This window comes from Bittarella massiliensis (ex Durand et al. 2017) (assembly GCF_001486165.1).
Lineage (GTDB): Bacteria > Bacillota > Clostridia > Oscillospirales > Ruminococcaceae > Bittarella > Bittarella massiliensis.
Genome location: NZ_LN908975.1, coordinates 250550 through 267471, shown reverse-complemented (window position 1 = coordinate 267471; position 16922 = coordinate 250550). Strand labels below are relative to the sequence as shown.

Here is a 16922-nt window from a genome sequence, read left to right as displayed (position 1 = left end):
ACCAATCAGTCGCAAACCTTTCCTTAATGATATAGGGGATTCAATGGTATAATTGAGACCCATAAGTCGCAACTCGAAAATTTAGGGAGGATTTTTTGCAATTGGGGGATGGGGAGACCTTTCGAGAAGTTCGGTATTTTCGAGAGACCCTTAGTGACAGCAAACTGCTTCTCCCCCTCTTGCTGATGCTCTCCCGCGACATTGTTGTTAGGCGGACGGCAAACAGGATATTTCTACAGCTCTTTATGAAGGAATTGGACAGAGAGGATTCTCAAGCACTGGAGGAGCAAATTTTACTCACTATGTTTCAGGAACAGGAGGACTGGAAAAACTTCCAATATTACTTTGAGACAACCCGAGCGAAAGACCCTATTTTATAACTAGGGATACTTCAATTGTACACATTGGAACGCCCCCTCTCCGCCCTGTGAAAACGCCGCGCGTCCTCTCACTGCGGCAGAATGCCAAGCACCGCCAGCCTGTCCGCCACTACCTTCCCCCTGGTCTTTACACCGGCACCCCACTGTGTTATGGTGCCTATATAAAGAGGCGACAACATGGCGACCAAGAGCCTCCGCTGCATGATTTCGGTAGACGAAGAGATGCTCCGAGAACTGGAGGCCTTTCGCTTTGAGCGGCGCTTCCCCACCCACTCGCAGGCCGCGGCGGAGCTGATTCGCCTGGGGTTGGAGGTCGTCAAGCAGGAGAAGATGACCCCAAAGACCCCCAAAGACAGGTAAGAGATACAGTAAAGGAGAAAACGCTGTGAACGATCGCATCCGTCAGTTGCGCAAGGCGCTGGGGCTCAGTCAGCAGGAATTTGCCGCGCGCATTGGGCGCAAGCAGAGCGCCGTCAGCTATCTGGAAAAGAGCGGCTCGACGGTCACCGAGCAGAACATCAAGGCCATCTGCAGCCAGTTCAGCGCCAGCGAAACCTGGCTGCGCACGGGGAGCGGCGGGATGTTTGTGCCGGGTGAAGGGCGGAAGAAAGAGCTCCTTGAAGCGTTTGGGCAGCTCGCCCCCTCCTTGCAGGACTATCTCGTCAAATCTGCCAGAGAGCTGCTAGAGGCGCAGCGCGAGATGTCCGCAGATGGGGAAGGCAGCCCTCTCGAATAGGCTTTTTTGCAGCGATTTAAAAGCAGGAGCGCCGGCGGCCCATTGGCCGCCGGCGCTCTTTTTTTGCTGTCTGTTTTTTATAACCGCACCTCCACCGGCCGGCCCAGCACAAGGCTGTCCTCCGTCACCCGGCAGTCGTAGCAGAGGGGGGTGATCCCGGCCGCGGCGGCCCGGCGGAGGGCCTGCCCAAACTGGGGGTGGGTGCGGTCGTTGGGGGAGAGGAAGCGGGCCGGGGAGAGCTGCGCCACAAAGAGGAGAAAGGCGTCCCACCCCTGGGCATGGGCCCGCTCCAACTCCTCGATGTGCTTGACCCCCCGCTGGGTGGGCGCGTCGGGGAAGTAGAGGCCGCCCCCCTCCTCGAGGGTGACCCCCTTGACCTCCACCAGGGCACGGCGGCCGCCCTTTTCCAAGTAGAAGTCGATGCGGGAGGCGCCAAAGGGGTACTCGGCCCGCACCAGGTCGGGGGACTGGTAGCCGGGCAGGGCGAGGGCCCCCGAGAGGAGGGCCTCCTTCACCACGGCGTTGGGGGCCTGGGAGTCGATGTTGACCAGCATCCCCCCCTTGTAGACCGAGACGAGGGAGAACTGGGTCTTCTGTCCCTCCGCCCGGCCCCGCCGGTCCTGCAAGACGACCTGGGCCCCGGGCAGCAGCAGCTCCCCACAGCGGCCGGTGTTCTTCACGTGGCAGCGCACCCGCTCCCCCGCCAGGTCACACCAGGCCACAAAGCGGTTGGGCCGCTCCAAAAAGGTGGCGCGGCAGACGGTCTCATAGCGCATTCGCTCATCCCCTCTTTCCTGTATTTCCCGCCGGTCGGCAGACTGTGTTTATTGTAACACAAACGGCGGCGCGCCGCCGGGCCGAAGGGGCAAAAAAGCGAAAGAAAATCGTCACTTTTTTGGCGGGGCCCCGGTAAGAAACGGGGTTTACACTACTCCTAAACGCAGGGCGTGTGGTATACTAATGAAAAGCGACCGCGCGGCAAAAGCCGCCGCGGTCACCTCTAAATTGAGAAACACGCCCCCCGGGCGGAGGAGGACAATATGGCAGCGGCAAACAGCATGCAGGATCTGAACGTTCTGGTGGTGGACGACGACCGGGAAATCGTCAACGTCATCGAAATTTACCTGAAAAACGAGGGGCTGAACGTCCTCAAGGCCTACGACGGCATTCAGGCCATTCAGCAGCTGCGGGAAAATGAGATCCACCTGATTTTGATGGACATCATGATGCCCAAACTCGACGGCATCCAGACCACCCTCAAAATCAGGGAGCAAAACCAGATCCCCATCATCCTGGTTTCGGCCAAAGGGGAGGACACCGACAAGATCATCGGCCTGAACCTGGGGGCCGACGACTACATCGTCAAGCCCTTCAACCCCCTGGAACTGGTGGCCCGGGTCAAGAGCCAGCTGCGGCGGTACGTGACCTTCTCGGGCTCGTTCGGCGAGCGGGACGACGTGCTCCAGTGCGACGGACTGGTCATCAACAACACCACCAAAGAGGTGCTGGTGGACGGCGAACCGGTGCGGCTGACCCCCATCGAGTACAAGATCCTCCACCTGTTGATGCAAAACCAAGGGCGGGTCTTCTCCATCGACGAAATCTACGAGAAGGTGTGGAACGAGCCCAGCTTCAACGCCGAGAACACGGTGGCGGTGCACATCCGCCGCATCCGCGAGAAAATTGAGTTCGACCCGAAAAAACCCAAGTATTTAAAGGTGGTGTGGGGACTTGGATACAAGATCGAAAAACTCTGACGCGCGGGGCCGCGCCCTGGCCCTGACCGCCTTTTTGCTGTTCTTCGCCTCGGTCATCAGCCTGACGCTGGCGGGCTTTTCGCTGCTGCAGTACGCTCACTACCACACCCGGGACGGGGGCGACAACTTCTACCAGACCAGCGAATTCACCTATTCCATCAACAGCGTCATCAACCTCTGCAACGAGGGGCTGAGCGGCACCCCCTCCTCCGCTGTGGCGGAAGGGGCGGCGGAGGAATCCTCCAGCCTGATCACCTTCGGCAGCAACGCCAACTACCTGGACTCCCTCTCCTACGGGATGCAGGTCTACGCCAAAAACACCAAGAACGGGGCGGTCTACACCAACACCTCCTACCCCGACCAGGACGCCTTTCTCGCCTCCTGCCGGCAAAACCAGTACGACTTCTGGCTGATTTACGACCGGGGGACCACCACCGCCTATTACCGCCTGGAGGGCAGCGGCGAAGGGCAGCCGCCCCAGCAGGTGGAGTACACCGGCTACTACGGCGAGAGCTACCCCTTTTACTTCAACCCCTCCACCGACGGGGACGGAATGGTACTCATCGCCATCCCCGACATCCGCACCTACTCCAACTCCGGGCTCTCGTCCACGGTGAACTACACCAACTGGCACGACAGTCTGGTCCTCTTTCGGGCCATGCCCCTCTGGATCAGCCTCTCCCTCATCGGGCTGGGGCTCTCGCTGGTGCTCCACCGCGCCCTGCGCCGCTTCGGTCAAGGGGTGGCCCGCCGCATCCGCCGCATCCCCTATGAGTTCAAGTACGTGCTGGGCATCCTCCTGGCGGTCGCCTCCGCGGGCAGCCTGCTGGACGGCTACGCCATCGCCTACTCCTCCATCCTCACCGAGGGCAACCCCTGGATGATGGCCATCCTCTTCTGGCTGTCGGTGCTGGGGCTCTACTGGGATCTCAAGTACAACGGCTTCAAGACCTTTCGGGTCAACATCCCCTCGGTCATCTTCTCCCTGGTGCGGCGCTACAACCTGCAATTCCCCTTTCAGCAAAAAATCCGCCGCCAGTTCCTGACCAGCCTGCTGGTGGCCATCTTCCTGGGGATCTTGGCCTTCCTCTCGGCGGCGCTGGCGCTGATGAGCTCGTCGGGCTTCTTCGTCCTGGTGGGGATGGGGCTGGCGGTGCTGGCCGTGGCCCTGGTGGGCAAACTGATTTTCGACTACTTCAAGATCATCCGCCAGCTGGGCCAGGTCATCGACTACGTGGGCGCCATCTCCCGGGGAGAGTTGGACCAGACCATCTCCCTGGACCCGGAGGACGACCTCTACCCCCTCTTCCACGCGGTGCGGGATATGCAGGAGAACGTGAAGGGGGCCATCGAGACCCGCATCCACAGCGAGAAGATGAAGGTGGATCTGATCACCAACGTCTCCCATGACCTCAAGACCCCCCTGACCTCCATCATCAGCTACACCCAACTGCTGCGCCAGCAGGCCCTCGACCCACCCGAGGCAAACGACTACGTCACCATCATCGACCAGAAGTCCCAGCGGCTCAAGAGCCTGGTGCAGGACATCTTCGACCTCTCCAAGGCCACCAGCGGCAACCTGGAATTGCAGCTGGCCCCCCTGGACATCTGCCAGCTGCTGGAGCAGGCGGTGGGCGAGCTGGAAGAGGTGGTGGAGCGCAGCGGTATCGAGCTGATCCCCGGGCACAGCGAGCGGCCCCTTTACGTGCTCACCGACGGGGTGAAGCTCTACCGGGTCTTTGAAAACTTGATCGTCAACATCACCAAGTACTCCCTCCCCGGCTCCCGGGCCTACATCGACATTGTGGACAGCGAAAAGACGGTGTCGGTCATCTTCAAAAACATCTCCAGCTACCAGATGAACTTCGCCGGGGAGCAGATGAAGGAGCGGTTCGTGCGGGGCGACCTCTCCCGCACCACCGAGGGCAGCGGCCTGGGGCTGGCCATTGCCGACACCTTTGTCGACCGGCTGGGGGGCAAGCTCACCATCCTGGTGGACGGCGACCTCTTCAAGGCCATCGTCACCTTCCCCCAGATCCCCGCCCCCAAAACCGAGCGGGAGCTGGCCGAGCAGATGGAAGCCGCCCTGCCGGAAGCCCCCGAAAAGGCCCTCGAGCCGCCCGCCGACCCCGGACCCGACGAAGGGGGAGCCGACCCCTGCCCGACCAATCCCTGACAGACGTAAAGGCCGCCCCGCCGCGGAAAAGGCGGGGCGGCCTTTTCTTTGGCACAGGGCGGACAAAGCGCCCCAAAAGGGCCTGGCGGCGGCATTTTGGGGTTTGACAGGGGCCTTGGGAAGATGCTACACTTATCTTATCTGTGAGACTGAAAATGGGCGGCCCGGCCGCCCCCTCTTTGGCCGGGCCGGAGAGGGCTAGAAAGGATCGTGCGAAAAATGAAAATGAGTGCACTCATCGGCGAGCGCTACAAGGAGTGGCCCTCGGAGGCGCAGCTCAAGAGCCACGGGCTGCTGATCCGGGGCGGCTACATCCGCCAGGTCGGCGCGGGCATCTACTCCCTGCTGACTCCCGCCAAGCGGGTGGCCGCCAAAATCGAGAAGATCATCCGCCAGGAGATGGACCGCATCGACGGGCAGGAGGTCCTCTTCCCGGTGGTGCTGCCCCGGGAGCTGTGGGACGAGTCGGGCCGCTACGAGAGCGTGGGCAAAGAGCTGCTGCGCTTTACCGACCGCACCGGCCACGGGATGCTTTTGGGGATGACCCACGAGGAGGCGGCCGTCCACCTGGCCCGCACCGAGGGGAAGAGCTACCTGAAATACCCCTTTATGATCTACCAGATCCAGACCAAGTTCCGCGACGAGGCCCGGCCCCGGGGCGGGCTGATCCGGGTGCGGGAGTTCACCATGAAGGACGCCTACTCCTTCCACACCAACTGGGAGGACTTGGAGAAATACTACTACCGCTGTCACGAGGCCTATGAGCGCATCTACAAGCGGGCCGGGCTGGGGCACGTGGTCTCGGTCAAGTCCGACAGCGGGATGATGGGCGGCGCCATCGCCCACGAGTTCATGTTCCTCTGCGACGACGGCGAGGACACCATTGCCATCTGCCCTGAGTGCGGCTACCGCGCCAACATGGAGGTGGCCACCGGGGTGCTGGCCCCGGTGGAGGACCTGGGCGAGTGCAGAGAGCCCGAGCGGGTCCCCACCCCCGGCACCAAGGACATCGAGAGCCTGTGCGACTTTTTGGGCATCCCCCAAAACCGGCTGGTGAAGGCGGTGGTCTTCACCCGGGAGGACACCGGCAAGGCGGTGGTGGTCTTTGTGCGGGGCGACCTGGAGGTCAACGAGGCCAAGGTCCGCCGGCTGCTGGGCACCAACATCGCCCAGCGGGTGGACGAGGACGGCAGCGACCACATCGCCTACGGCTACATCGGGCCCCAGGGCCTGGATGAGGGGATCGAGGTCTGGTTTGACAACTCCCTCAAGGGGATGTACAACGTGGTCTGCGGCGGCAACGAGGTGGACGTCCACGTGAAGAACTGCGACCTGCGCGTCTACCCCGACGAGCGGTTTGCCGACCTGTGCAAGGTCACCGAGGAGATGGTCTGCCCCCAGTGCGGCAAGGCCCACATCACCCTCAAAAACGGCATCGAGGTGGGCAACATCTTCCAGCTGGGCGACAAGTACACCAAGTCCATGGGGATGACCTACGCCGACAAGGACGGCCAGCTCAAGACCCCCATCATGGGCTGCTACGGCATCGGCGTCGGGCGGCTGCTGGCCAGCGTCATCGAGGACGGGGCCGACGACTACGGCCCCGTCTGGCCCATCTCCATCGCCCCCTGGCAGGTGCACATCAACGCCATCAAGCGGGCCGACGAGTCGGTGAAGGAGCAGGCCGACGCCCTGTATGACCAGCTCTGCGGCGCCGGTTTCGAGGTGCTCTACGACGACCGCGACCTCTCGGCCGGGGTGCAGTTCGCCGACGCCGACCTGCTGGGGGTGCCCATCCGGGTGGTGGTGAGCCCCCGCAACCTGAAACAGGGTGTGGTGGAGCTCAAGACCAGGGACAAGTCGATTGCCGAGACGGTGCCGGTAGCTGAGGCCGCCGGCCGGGTCAAGGAGATCGCCGCCATGCTGCAAAAGCGTCTGGACGACCAGCTGTAAAGACCGCCCGACAAAAGCAATAGAAAAACAGCTCCTCCGCCCGGCGCGCCGGGGCGGAGGGATGGTGCGCAGAGGAGCGGCGGCCGGGGGGATCGCCCCGACGCCGCTTTTCTGCCCAACGGACAGAGGAGGCGATCGCCATGCAAAAAAACAGCCGATTTCTCTCCCTCTTTTCGGCGTCAAAGCCGATTTTGGGGATGCTCCACCTGAAGGGGGACACCCCGGAGCAGACGGTGGAGCGGGCCATGCGGGAACTGGATACCCTGCTGGAAAACGGGGTCGACGGGGTGATCGTGGAGGACTACTACGGCACCGCCGACGAGGTGGAGCAGGTGCTCGCCCGCATCGCCGCCGAGCGGCCCCAGGCCGTGCGGGGGGTCAATGTCCTCCACGACCTGGACAGGGCCTTCGCCCTCGCCGGGGCCTACGGAGCCCAGTTCATCCAGTGGGACTCGGTGGCCGGGCACCTGAAACCCGAGGACGAGCCCGCCTTCGCCGAGCACCTGGCCGCCCTGCGGGCGGACAGCAGCGCCTGCCTGCTGGGCGGGGTGCGCTTTAAGTACCAGCCCTACCTCTCCGGCCGGCCGCTGGAGGAGGACATGGAGCTGGCCCTGGATCGCTGCGACGGCATCGTGGTGACCGGGGCGGGCACCGGTTTGGACACCGGGCTGGAAAAAATCCAGGCGTTCGGGCGGCTGATTGCCGGGCGGGTCCCCCTGATCGTGGGGGCCGGGCTGACTGCCGAGACCGCCGCCGCACAGTTGGCCCTGGCCGACGGAGCGATTGTGGGCAGCTATTTCAAAGAGGACCACAATGCCGAAAATGAGCTCTGCCCCGCCCACGTGGCCGACTTCATGGCGGCCGTCCGGCAGGCGCGAAACATCCAATAATTTACTTTAAGTATATACTTAACTGGAAATAACAAAACAGGCGCAAACCGGGTATTTTCCGGCCTGCGCCTGTTCTTTTTTTGCCGTCAAGCCCCTTTTAGCGACGGCGCTGGGCAGCCGCCCGGCGGAGGAGGAGAAAGAGGAGGATAAAGGAGATGCCGGTGAGGATGTGCCCGATACCGGCAATCCCCGAAAGAGCGGCATCAGTCCCGCGGGAGAGGGGGAGGGCCAGCACCTGGACGGTGCCGCGGACAGCCATCATCACAGCGGTGAGGGCGACCCCTGCGTTGTAGAGCAGGTAAAACCGCCCGAAACCGGGCGCCCGGGTGAGCGAGAGGGGCGCATCCAGGGCCGCCAACAGCAGAAAAATCACCATCCCCAGCAAAAACAGGTGGGTGTGGAGCTTGCCCAGGGCGGTGACGCCGGTGAACTGGTTGAACTTGGTGAACTCGCGGAAGTAGACCCCGCCCGCCAGGGCGGCCACCGCGTAAAAAAAGGCGGTGTCGATACACTTTTTCACAAATATTTTCCCCCTTGTAAAGGTTGCCGGGCCGGTGGCGCGGCCAAAAATAGCCCTGTACGGACAGGTGGTCTCTGTACAGGGCTATTCTAAACCTATTTTATCCAATTTGTCAAACGCGCCCCCTCCTCGGGGACAGAGGAATTACCAGCTGGCGAGGGTGCCCAGGTCCTGCTCCTCGGCCAGGCGGTAGACCAGAGCAGCCGCCGCCAAGTCCTCGACGGCGATCCCCACCGATTCAAAGAGGGTGATTTCGCTCTCGTCCCGGCGGCCGGAGAGCTCCCCAGCGAGGACACGGCCGATCTCACCTGCCGCCTCCTCGGGGCTCCAGGCCCCCTCCTGCACGGGGATGACCAGGTCGCCGGTGTCCCGCAGGGCGGCCTCGGTCCAGTCCAAAAAGACCCGGGCCCGGCAGACGGTGGCGGTGTCCACCTCGCGGACATGGGGGGCACAGGCGCCGACGGCGTTGACGTGGGCGCCCGGCTTCAGCCACTCCCCCAGGAGGACCGGTTGGGCCGACTGGGTGACGGTGCAGACGATGTCGGCGGGAACCACCGCCTCCTCCGCCGTTTTGCAGGGAACGGCCTTGACGCCGAAGGCCTGCTCGGCCCAGGCGCAGCAGCTCTCGGTGGCGGCGGGGGCGATGTCCCAGACATAGACCGTCTCAATGGGGCGAACGCTGCAGATGGCCTCGATGTGCAGCCGCCCCAGCCGCCCAGCCCCGAGGATGGCCAGGGCGGACGCATCGGCGCGGGCCAGGGCCTTGGTGGCGGCGGCGCTGGTGGCAGCGGTGCGCACCCCGGTGATCCCCTCGCCGTCGACAACGGCCAAAAGGGCGCCGGTGCCCCCGTCAAAGAGGGGGATGATCCCCTGGCTGGTGCCGTTTTCCTTGGCCTTTTGCCCGGGAAATACAATGACCTTGCTCCCCACCAGGGACTGGGCAGTGAGGGCCGAGCCCATGATGGCGAACATATTGCCCTCGGGCTGGGGGATCATCTGCCGCTGCAGATTGACCGACTGGCCGGCGGAGACCTCTATCAGGGTGCGCTCCATCTCGGCGATACAGTCCTTCATCCCGAGCAGCCGGGCGACCGTCTCCCGGTCGACAAGGCGGGTGCTGGCGTTCATCACGACCCCTCCCCTAGCGGTTCTTGCTCTGCTCGAGGCAGCCCTTGAGCCAGTCCATAAAGCACTTCATATCCACCTCTTCAGCGACCCAGCAGTTGGGGGCGCTGTTTGTCAGGCGGTGGTCCTTCTGCACATAGGTGTGGCCAAAGGTGTACTCGCCGGCACACTCCACGTCCACGTAGTAGTCGTGGCCGGAGACCACCCCGGGCAGCACGGCGGCGGCCAGAGCCAGGGCGTCGTGCATCAGGGTGTCCTCGCCGCCAAACTCGTCCCGGCGCATCCGCATGAAGTCGAGGATGTCGGCCACCAAGACGGCGTCTTTGGTGCCCATCCGGCGGATGATCTCACAGTCCTCGTCGGGGACAGCGGCCTTTTCGGTCACGTCGAGACCGACCATCACCAGGGGGATGCCGGAGCGCAGGACGATGCGGGCCGCCTCGGGGTCGCAGAGGATGTTGAACTCCGCCACGGCAGTGGTGTTGCCGCCGTAAGCCGCGCCGCCCATGAAGGAAATTTTCTTGATGAGCCCCTCCTTGAGCTGAGGGTAGACCATCAGGGCGTGGGCGATGTTGGTCAGGGGGCCGACGGCCACGATCTCCAGTTCGCCGCCACAGGCCTGGGCCTCTTCCCAGATGGTCTCGACGGCGTTTTTCTCGTAGAAGGGCTCACCGCACTCGGGCAGCACCACGTCGCCCATGCCGGTCTGGCCGTGGGTGGGCAGGCCGCCCGCCTCGTCGGCGTCCATCAGGCGGATTTTGTGCAGGTCCCGCAGGATGGGCTGGGGCGCGCCCTTGGCCACCTTTACCGGGAAGCCCAGCATCCGTGCCAGATTGAGGGAATTGGGGGCGGTGTAGCAGAGGTCCACGTTGCCGGAGACGGTGGTGATGGCCCGCAGGTCGATGTCCGGGCTGTTGAGGGCGGCCACCAGGGCGATGGCGTCGTCGGTTCCGGTGTCGCAGTCGATGATGATCTTGTGCATGGGATGTCCTCCTCTTTGTACAATTTGTTTATTTATAAAGGATATTCCAAACTGTTTATTTTGACTTTACCCCACATGGGAGGCAGGTCTCTTTTGGCAACTGTATCTTTCTGCGGCGGCCATTTGGATAAAGGGGGCAGCTGGTGTCTAGTGCCCCTGCTCTCGCGAGGCCGAGCCTCTCTCCCCGCAGGGGGTATAGGGATGCTCATCGGCCCAAATGGACATTTATATCTTTCAGAGAGCAGCATTCCCGTGTTTTGCCTCCCCGACAATACAGATTTCGGCAAGCGCCCCTTTTCCCACAGCCGTCTTGCCGCCCAGATGGTAAGAGTGCCGCAGATACCGAGCTCCTCCCACAGCCACAGGGTCAAACTCCCCGCTTTTTCCGCAGGAAAGATGGGACAGTTTACTGGCCCAATGGGAGTTTGCATTTTCCGGGGGATGGGGACCCCATATCTGTTTTTCCGTCCAGGCAATAGGAGTTGGGGGATGCTGGTTTCCTCCCACAACCACAGCCTCAAACCCGCCTCTGGCGGGTTTGACAACTTCATGGGATGGGGTCCACGCCCGTTTTCCTGCCCGGACAATGAGAGCGTCACAGATACCGGGTCCTTCTCACAGCCGTAGGGTCAAACTCCCCGTTTTTTCCGCAGGAAAGATGGGACAGTTTACCGGCCCAAGGGGAGTTTGAATTTTTCGGAGGATGGGGACCCTGTACCTGTTTTTCTGTCCAGGCAATAGGAGTTGGGGGATGCTGGTTTCCTCCCACAACCGTAGGCCCAAACTCGCCGCTTTTTCCGCAGGAAAAATAGGACAGTTTACTGGCCCAAGGGGAGTTTGCATTTTTCGGGGGATGGGGACCCCATATCTGTTTTTCTGTCCAGGCAATAGGAGTTGAGGGATGCTAGCTTCCGCCCACGACCACAGGCCCAAACCCGCCATCGGCGGGTTTGACAACTTCATGGGATGGGGGCCCACATCTGTTGTTTCATCCGGACAATGAGAACACCGCAGATACCGAGCTCCCCCCACAGCCGTAGGGTTAAACTCCCCGTTTTTTCCGCAGGAAAAATGGGACAGTTTACTGGGCCAAGGGGAGTTTGCATTTTTCGGGGGATGGGGACCCCCGAAAAATTACATCTCCTTCAGCCGCCCGTCGACAAAGTAGTAGATGTTCTCCCGCTTGACACCAAAGGCGCCGCCCTGTTTGCAGATGTGGGGCTCAAAGGTAAAGCACTCGCACTCGGCGTCCTTGAGGGGGGTGGTGTTCCCCTTTTCAATGTAGATGCGGTCTTGCTGAAGGACGTTGATGGAGTGTCCCAGATTGCCCGAGTAGTCGAGATTTTTGCACCCCAGCCCGTCGATGAGGGCGTTGGCGGAGAAATAGAGCTCCTCGAATGTCATCTCGGGGCGGGCCACCTCCAGCAAAAAGCTGTGGAGTTTGAACTCCGCCTCGATGGCCGCCTTGTAGGCGGAGGTCTGCAATTCGCTGAGTTCTCTGACCACCCGGCCGTCCTCCACGAAGATGGTGCGGGCAAAGTCCCCCCAGCAGGTGCCCAGTGTGGGGGCCAGGTCGACGGTGATCACGTCGGTCTCCTGCACCCGGGTGTCGCCGGAGCGGTACTCCCGCCCCCCCTGGGAGACCAGGGTGCGCTCACCCACATGCACCAGCGCCCCCACCCCGTGGTACCAAAAGGAGGTGGAGCCGTTTTGGATGAGGAGGATCTCAGCCTGGCGCTTGATTTGGTCCTCGGTCATGCCGGAAGCGACGTACTGCTCCAGATCCTCCATGGTGCGGCGGGCGATGTTCTGCGCCTCGGTGTAGCACTTGAGCTGTTGGATATTCATTAAAGCACCTCCAATTTGCCGCCTTTGCCAAAGGCGTACATATCCTCTCGCTTAAAGCCGTAACGGCCGGTTGGCCGCCGGATGTGGGGCTCAAAGGTAAAGGCCTCACAGGCGGAGAGGGGTTGATGGCAGTTCTCGTCGATGAAGCGGCGGTTTTTGGCGTCCAGCTCCACCGAGTGGCCCAGGTTGCAGGAGAAGTCGAGGTTTTCAAAGCCCAATCCCCGCAGCTCCTCGCTCATCCGCCAGTAGAGCTCAGCAAAGGTCATGTCGGGGCGGGCGATGCGGCGCAGGGTCCGGTGCAGCTCGATCTCCGCCTCCAGCCCTTCGCGAAAGGCGGGGATGGTCAGCTCCTCCGGCTCGGTGATGGGGCGTCCCTCCTCCAGAAAGACGGTGCGGGCGTAGTCCCCCCAGTAAAAGCTGCGGGAAGGGGCCAGGTCCATCACCACACAGTCGTTGGGCTGCACCGCCAAATCGGTGACCCGGTAGGTGCGGGCGCTGCCCGAGAGGGTGGTGCGGGGGCCCACGTGGACGGTGGCACCGATGCCGTAGCGCCAAAACGAGTCCGAGCCGTACTGGATGAGGAGCATCTCGACCCGGCGCTTGATCTCCCGCTCGGTCATGCCGGGACAGATCTGGCGGGCGACCTCGGCAAAGGCCCTTTTGGCGATCTGCTGCGCCTCGCGGTTGCAGCGCAGGCAATCCACTGTGGACATAGAAAGACCCCTTTCGCAACATTTCTCTTCCCGCCCCGGGCGGGACGCCGGGTTTTTCGGCGGGCAACGACTTCTGCTCTTATAGTAGTACATTTTGCCCCCTCGCCGCAATAGCGGGAAATGGGCATTGCGGCAAATCTCCAAAAATGCTAGAATGAAGGCAGCTTTCTTGGCAATATTTCTCGACCGATCGAGATAGAGGGGTGTTTGGTTTGACAAAAGCGGAATTTGCCCAGATGATGGGCTGTGAAAAAACGGTGATCGGAATGGTGCACCTGCTGCCCCTGCCCGGCTCGCCCCGCTACGGCGGCAGCATGCGCGCCGTCTTTGAGGCGGCCCTGCGGGACCTGAAGGCCCTGGAGGGCGCGGGAGTAAAGGCGGCCATCATCGAAAACTTCGGCGACGTGCCCTACGGCACCGAAAACGAGTTCATCACCCTGGCCTGCATGACCTCGGTGGCCGCCCAGCTGCGGGAGCGCACCACCATGAAACTGGGCATCAACGTGCAGTACAACTGCGCGGTGGAGGAGTGGGGGATGGCCTATGCCTCCGGCTCCAACTTCATTCGGGTCGAGGCCTTTGTGGAGACCCGGGTGGGCACCCACGGCATCACCTATCCGGCCGCCCCGGCCCTGATGCGCGAGAAGGGGCGCTACCCCGCCCCCACACTGCTGTTTTGCGATGTGAACACCAAGCACACCGAGCCCCTGGTGCCGGTGCCCATCGCCGACAGCATCCACGAGGCCATTGAAGAGGGGGCCGACGCCCTCATCGTCACCGGGGTGGTGACCGGCCAGAACCCCACCCTGGAACAGGTGCAGGAATTTGCCGCGGCCGCCGGCGACACCCCGGTCCTGCTGGGCAGCGGGGTCAACGAGAAAAACGCCGCCGAGTTCTTCGCCGTGGCGGACGGGGCCATCATCGGCTCCAGCTTCAAAGAGGAGGGCAACGTCTGGAACCCGGTGGACCCCCAGCGGGTGCAGTCGTTCATGCAGACCCTCACCGAGGCGGGCTACCAGGTATAGCCCCCTCAAAACCGAAACAAACCGAAAAAGCGGCGCTGTGCCCCGGGAGACCGGGGAGCGGCGCCCCTTTTGCGGCCTGGGGCCCTGCGCGGCCGAGAGGAAGGGACCAAATGAGCAGTGTGACCGATATGACCAGGGGGAAGCCCCTGCAGCTGATCTTGCGCTTTACCCTGCCCCTGTTTGTGGGCAACCTGTTTCAGCAGTTGTACAACGTGGTGGACTCCATCGTGGTGGGGCGCTTTGTCAGCAAAGACGCCCTGGCGGCGGTGGGGGCCTCCTTTTCGCTGATGAACTTCATCACCGCCATCCTCATCGGCATCTGCATGGGGTGCGGGGTGGTCTTTTCACAGTACTTCGGGGCGGGGGACATTCCCCGGCTCAAGCGGGCGGTGAGCACCGCCCTGCTCTTTGCCGGGGGGCTGACGGTGGTGCTCACCGCCCTCTCCCTGGCCTTTGCCGGGCCGCTGCTGCGGCTGATCCAGATCCCCGAGGAGATTTTTGAGCTGACCCGGGGCTACATCCTCATCATCTTCGGGGGGCTGCCCTTTGTCTTCCTCTACAACGCGGGGGCCTTTCTGCTGCGCTCGCTTGGCAACTCCAAGGTGCCGCTGTACTTTCTCATCCTCTCCACTGCCCTGAACATCGTCCTGGACCTCCTCTTTGTGGTGGGCTTTGGCATGGGGGTACAGGGGGCGGCCCTGGCGACGGTGGCGGCGCAGGCGGTCTCCTCGGTGTGCTGCATCCTCTACTGCCTCAAAAAACTGACCCTGCTGCGCTATGCCAAGGGGGAGTTCTGCTTTGACCGGGCCATCTTCGGCAAGATCGCCTCTTACGGGGTGCTGACCTCGGTGCAGCAGTCCATCATGAACCTGGGCATCCTGGCGGTGCAGGGGATCGTCAACACCTTCGGCACCAACGTGATCGCCGCCTTTACGGTGGCGGTGAAGATCGAGGCCTTTGCCTATCTGCCGGTGCAGGATTTCGGCAACGCCTTCTCCACCTATGTGGCCCAGAACAAGGGCGGCGGGCGGATGGACCGCATCCGCCAGGGCACCAAGGTCTGCATCGGCACCATCCTCTGCGCCTGTTTTGTCATCTCGCTGGCGGTGGTGGTCTTTGCCCGGCCGCTGATGGGCATCTTCCTCGCCCCGGAAGAGGGGGCGGTCATCGCCACCGGGGTGAACTACCTGCGGGTGGTGGCCCCCTTCTACGCCCTCATCGGCTTTCTCTTCATGCACTACGGCTTCTACCGCGGGCTGGGCGACCTGCCCATGTCCATCCTGCTGACGGTGATTTCGCTGGGGCTGCGGGTGGCGCTGGCGGCCGCCCTCTCGATTCCCTTCGGCCCGGCGGGCATCTGGTGGTCGATCCCCATCGGCTGGCTCTGCGCCGACTTGGTGGGCTTTGCCAAGATGGGCCGCTCCCTGCGGGGGGCCGCCGGGGAAGATTTGCCTAAAAAGGCGGGGTAAACCCTGTGTACTCCACCCCTTGTGCTGGGGGTGGGGGAGCGGGTAATATAAAAATGTATGAGCGAGCAAACACGATTATTTGGAGGTGCACAATGAAAATCGGCGTGTATGACCTGCAGACCGCCAACCTGAACGCTGACCGCCCCGGCCGGGACAGCGACCCCTTTTTCAGCCAACTGGAAAAGGCCCTGGGCCAACCCATCGTCCACTGCCAGCCGGAGGAGCTGGCCGGCTGCGACCTGCCCCTGGTCTTTATCGGCGGGGGCGGCAGCGAGGGGTTCTTCCTCCAGCAACTGCCCAAGTTGGAGGGGCCGATCTTCCTGCTGACCACCGGGGGGAACAACTCCCTGGCGGCCTCGCTGGAGATCCTCTCCTACCTGCAGCGCCACGGCCGCAGCGGCGAGATCCTGCACGGCAGCTGCGAAAAGGTGGCCGCCCGCATCCTGCTGCTGGCCCGGGTGTTCGGGGCCCGGCGCTCCCTGCGGGGGGCCAAGCTGGGGTCGGTGGGCGCCCCCAGCGACTGGCTGATCGCCAGCGGGGTCAACCCCCAGTCGGTCAAGCAGGTGTCGGGGCTGGAGCTGGTGGACATCTCGATGGAGGAGTTCATGCGGGAGATCGACCGGCACGAGTACACCCCCAACGCCTTCACCGAGGAGGCCCTGGCCAAGAAGTACAGCCCCGAAGACACCGAGAAGTCCCTCTGGATCTACGGCGCCCTCAAGCGGCTGTGCGAGAAATACGGCCTGCTGGGGGTGACGGTGCGCTGCTTTGACCTGCTGCCCACCGTCAAGGGCACCAGCTGCCTGGCCCTGGCCATCCTCAACGCCGAGGGGATCTACGCCGGCTGCGAGGGGGATATGACCTCGCTGATCTCCATGGCGGTGATGGGGCAGCTCACCGGCAAACCGGTCTTCATGTGCAACCCCTCCCGCCTGGATGCGGAGGAGAGCGAGATCGTGCTGGCCCACTGCACCCTGCCCATGCAGATGCCCCAGAGCTACACCTTCACCACCCACTTCGAGTCGGGGCTGGGGGTGGCCCTGGACGGGCAGATCGCCCCCGGGCCCTGCACCGTCTTCAAGTGCGCAGGGGACTTCAGCCGCCACTTTGCCGCCGCCGGCACCATTGTGGAAAACCTGCAGGACCCGACCCTCTGTCGCACCCAGATCCGGGTGCGGCTGCCCGGCGGGGTGGACTACTTCACCCGGGAGCCCATCGGCAACCACCACCTGGTCTGCCTGGGCGACGAGACCGAGGCCATCGAGGAGTTCTTCCGCTGGTAAAAGCCAAAAGAGAGACCGCTGTCAGAGAGGGCGCTTCCGCCGCTGCCGGAAGCGCCCTCTCTCTG

15 protein-coding genes are annotated in these 16922 nt (G+C 62.9%); 9 read left to right on the top strand and 6 right to left on the bottom strand.

The annotated features are described in order from the left end of the window. Window positions 1-557 precede the first annotated feature (557 nt). Together BN3266_RS01670 and BN3266_RS01665 are read left to right on the top strand one after the other, a co-directional pair. A complete protein-coding gene (locus BN3266_RS01670; protein WP_059003268.1) occupies window positions 558-740 on the top strand; it encodes a hypothetical protein in 183 nt (60 codons plus the stop codon). 25 nt (window positions 741-765) lie between these two features. Continuing rightward, window positions 766-1116, top strand: coding sequence for a helix-turn-helix domain-containing protein (locus BN3266_RS01665; RefSeq protein ID WP_059003267.1), 351 nt, complete (start codon window positions 766-768; stop codon window positions 1114-1116). Window positions 1117-1193: 77 nt separating this feature from the next. Here the strand turns inward: BN3266_RS01665 and sfsA are convergent, their stop codons facing one another. After that, on the bottom strand, window positions 1194-1892 hold the full coding sequence (sfsA, locus tag BN3266_RS01660) for a DNA/RNA nuclease SfsA (RefSeq protein WP_059003265.1): 699 nt from the start codon (window positions 1890-1892) through the stop codon (window positions 1194-1196). A gap of 282 nt (window positions 1893-2174) precedes the next feature. Between sfsA and BN3266_RS01655 the strand changes: the two genes are divergently transcribed. The 4 genes from BN3266_RS01655 to BN3266_RS01640 all read left to right on the top strand — a co-directional run bounded on the left by BN3266_RS01655 (window position 2175) and on the right by BN3266_RS01640 (window position 7892). Further along, window positions 2175-2873 carry a response regulator transcription factor gene (locus BN3266_RS01655; RefSeq protein ID WP_044993066.1) on the top strand — a complete coding sequence of 233 codons (699 nt, stop codon included), beginning with the start codon at window positions 2175-2177 and terminating at the stop codon, window positions 2871-2873. Then, the gene (locus BN3266_RS01650; protein WP_059003263.1) at window positions 2848-5049 is read left to right on the top strand and encodes a sensor histidine kinase; all 2202 of its coding nucleotides are present in this window, start codon (window positions 2848-2850) and stop codon (window positions 5047-5049) included. Before BN3266_RS01655 ends, BN3266_RS01650 begins: the two co-directional genes overlap by 26 nt. Window positions 5050-5268: 219 nt before the next feature. Beyond that, window positions 5269-7002 (top strand): proline--tRNA ligase, encoded by a 1734-nt coding sequence (locus BN3266_RS01645; protein WP_059003261.1) that lies wholly within the window; start codon window positions 5269-5271, stop codon window positions 7000-7002. A gap of 140 nt (window positions 7003-7142) precedes the next feature. Beyond that, the gene (locus tag BN3266_RS01640; protein ID WP_059003259.1) at window positions 7143-7892 is read left to right on the top strand and encodes a BtpA/SgcQ family protein; all 750 of its coding nucleotides are present in this window, start codon (window positions 7143-7145) and stop codon (window positions 7890-7892) included. A 97-nt stretch (window positions 7893-7989) separates the two neighbouring features. Here BN3266_RS01640 and BN3266_RS01635 read toward each other — a convergent pair whose 3' ends face one another. The 5 genes from BN3266_RS01635 to BN3266_RS01615 all read right to left on the bottom strand — a co-directional run bounded on the left by BN3266_RS01635 (window position 7990) and on the right by BN3266_RS01615 (window position 13080). Further along, window positions 7990-8412 carry a DUF2871 domain-containing protein gene (locus BN3266_RS01635; RefSeq protein WP_059003257.1) on the bottom strand — a complete coding sequence of 141 codons (423 nt, stop codon included), beginning with the start codon at window positions 8410-8412 and terminating at the stop codon, window positions 7990-7992. Between the two features lie 144 nt (window positions 8413-8556). After that, window positions 8557-9540 carry an ornithine cyclodeaminase family protein gene (locus tag BN3266_RS01630; RefSeq protein ID WP_059003256.1) on the bottom strand — a complete coding sequence of 328 codons (984 nt, stop codon included), beginning with the start codon at window positions 9538-9540 and terminating at the stop codon, window positions 8557-8559. A gap of 13 nt (window positions 9541-9553) precedes the next feature. Continuing rightward, a complete protein-coding gene (locus BN3266_RS01625; protein WP_059003254.1) occupies window positions 9554-10519 on the bottom strand; it encodes a nucleoside hydrolase in 966 nt (321 codons plus the stop codon). Between the two features lie 1134 nt (window positions 10520-11653). After that, window positions 11654-12367, bottom strand: a complete 714-nt coding sequence (locus BN3266_RS13060) for a M24 family metallopeptidase (RefSeq protein ID WP_075109637.1) — start codon at window positions 12365-12367, stop codon at window positions 11654-11656. Beyond that, the gene (locus tag BN3266_RS01615; protein ID WP_021660612.1) at window positions 12367-13080 is read right to left on the bottom strand and encodes a M24 family metallopeptidase; all 714 of its coding nucleotides are present in this window, start codon (window positions 13078-13080) and stop codon (window positions 12367-12369) included. Before BN3266_RS01615 ends, BN3266_RS13060 begins: the two co-directional genes overlap by 1 nt. A 212-nt stretch (window positions 13081-13292) precedes the next feature. Here BN3266_RS01615 and BN3266_RS01610 point away from each other — a divergent pair, with 212 nt between their 5' ends. The 3 genes from BN3266_RS01610 (at window position 13293) to BN3266_RS01600 (ending at window position 16857) form a co-directional block, all read left to right on the top strand. Further along, entirely contained in the window at window positions 13293-14105 is an 813-nt protein-coding gene (locus BN3266_RS01610; protein ID WP_059003251.1) for a BtpA/SgcQ family protein, read from the top strand. A gap of 110 nt (window positions 14106-14215) precedes the next feature. Then, on the top strand, window positions 14216-15574 hold the full coding sequence (locus BN3266_RS01605) for an MATE family efflux transporter (RefSeq protein ID WP_075109636.1): 1359 nt from the start codon (window positions 14216-14218) through the stop codon (window positions 15572-15574). 92 nt (window positions 15575-15666) lie between these two features. Then, the gene (locus BN3266_RS01600; RefSeq protein ID WP_059003249.1) at window positions 15667-16857 is read left to right on the top strand and encodes a hypothetical protein; all 1191 of its coding nucleotides are present in this window, start codon (window positions 15667-15669) and stop codon (window positions 16855-16857) included. Window positions 16858-16922 lie beyond the last annotated feature (65 nt).

Bases quoted from the DNA above. Each gene is read 5' to 3' on its own strand.
- BN3266_RS01670 (WP_059003268.1), top strand. From the start codon at position 558: ATGGCGACCAAGAGCCTCCGCTGCATGATTTCGGTAGACGAAGAGATG.
- sfsA (WP_059003265.1), bottom strand. From the start codon at position 1,892: ATGCGCTATGAGACCGTCTGCCGCGCCACCTTTTTGGAGCGGCCCAAC.
- BN3266_RS01655 (WP_044993066.1), top strand. From the start codon at position 2,175: ATGCAGGATCTGAACGTTCTGGTGGTGGACGACGACCGGGAAATCGTC.
- BN3266_RS01645 (WP_059003261.1), top strand. From the start codon at position 5,269: ATGAAAATGAGTGCACTCATCGGCGAGCGCTACAAGGAGTGGCCCTCG.
- BN3266_RS01640 (WP_059003259.1), top strand. From the start codon at position 7,143: ATGCAAAAAAACAGCCGATTTCTCTCCCTCTTTTCGGCGTCAAAGCCG.
- BN3266_RS01630 (WP_059003256.1), bottom strand. From the start codon at position 9,540: ATGAACGCCAGCACCCGCCTTGTCGACCGGGAGACGGTCGCCCGGCTG.
- BN3266_RS01625 (WP_059003254.1), bottom strand. From the start codon at position 10,519: ATGCACAAGATCATCATCGACTGCGACACCGGAACCGACGACGCCATC.
- BN3266_RS13060 (WP_075109637.1), bottom strand. From the start codon at position 12,367: ATGAATATCCAACAGCTCAAGTGCTACACCGAGGCGCAGAACATCGCC.
- BN3266_RS01615 (WP_021660612.1), bottom strand. From the start codon at position 13,080: ATGTCCACAGTGGATTGCCTGCGCTGCAACCGCGAGGCGCAGCAGATC.
- BN3266_RS01605 (WP_075109636.1), top strand. From the start codon at position 14,216: ATGAGCAGTGTGACCGATATGACCAGGGGGAAGCCCCTGCAGCTGATC.
- BN3266_RS01600 (WP_059003249.1), top strand. From the start codon at position 15,667: ATGAAAATCGGCGTGTATGACCTGCAGACCGCCAACCTGAACGCTGAC.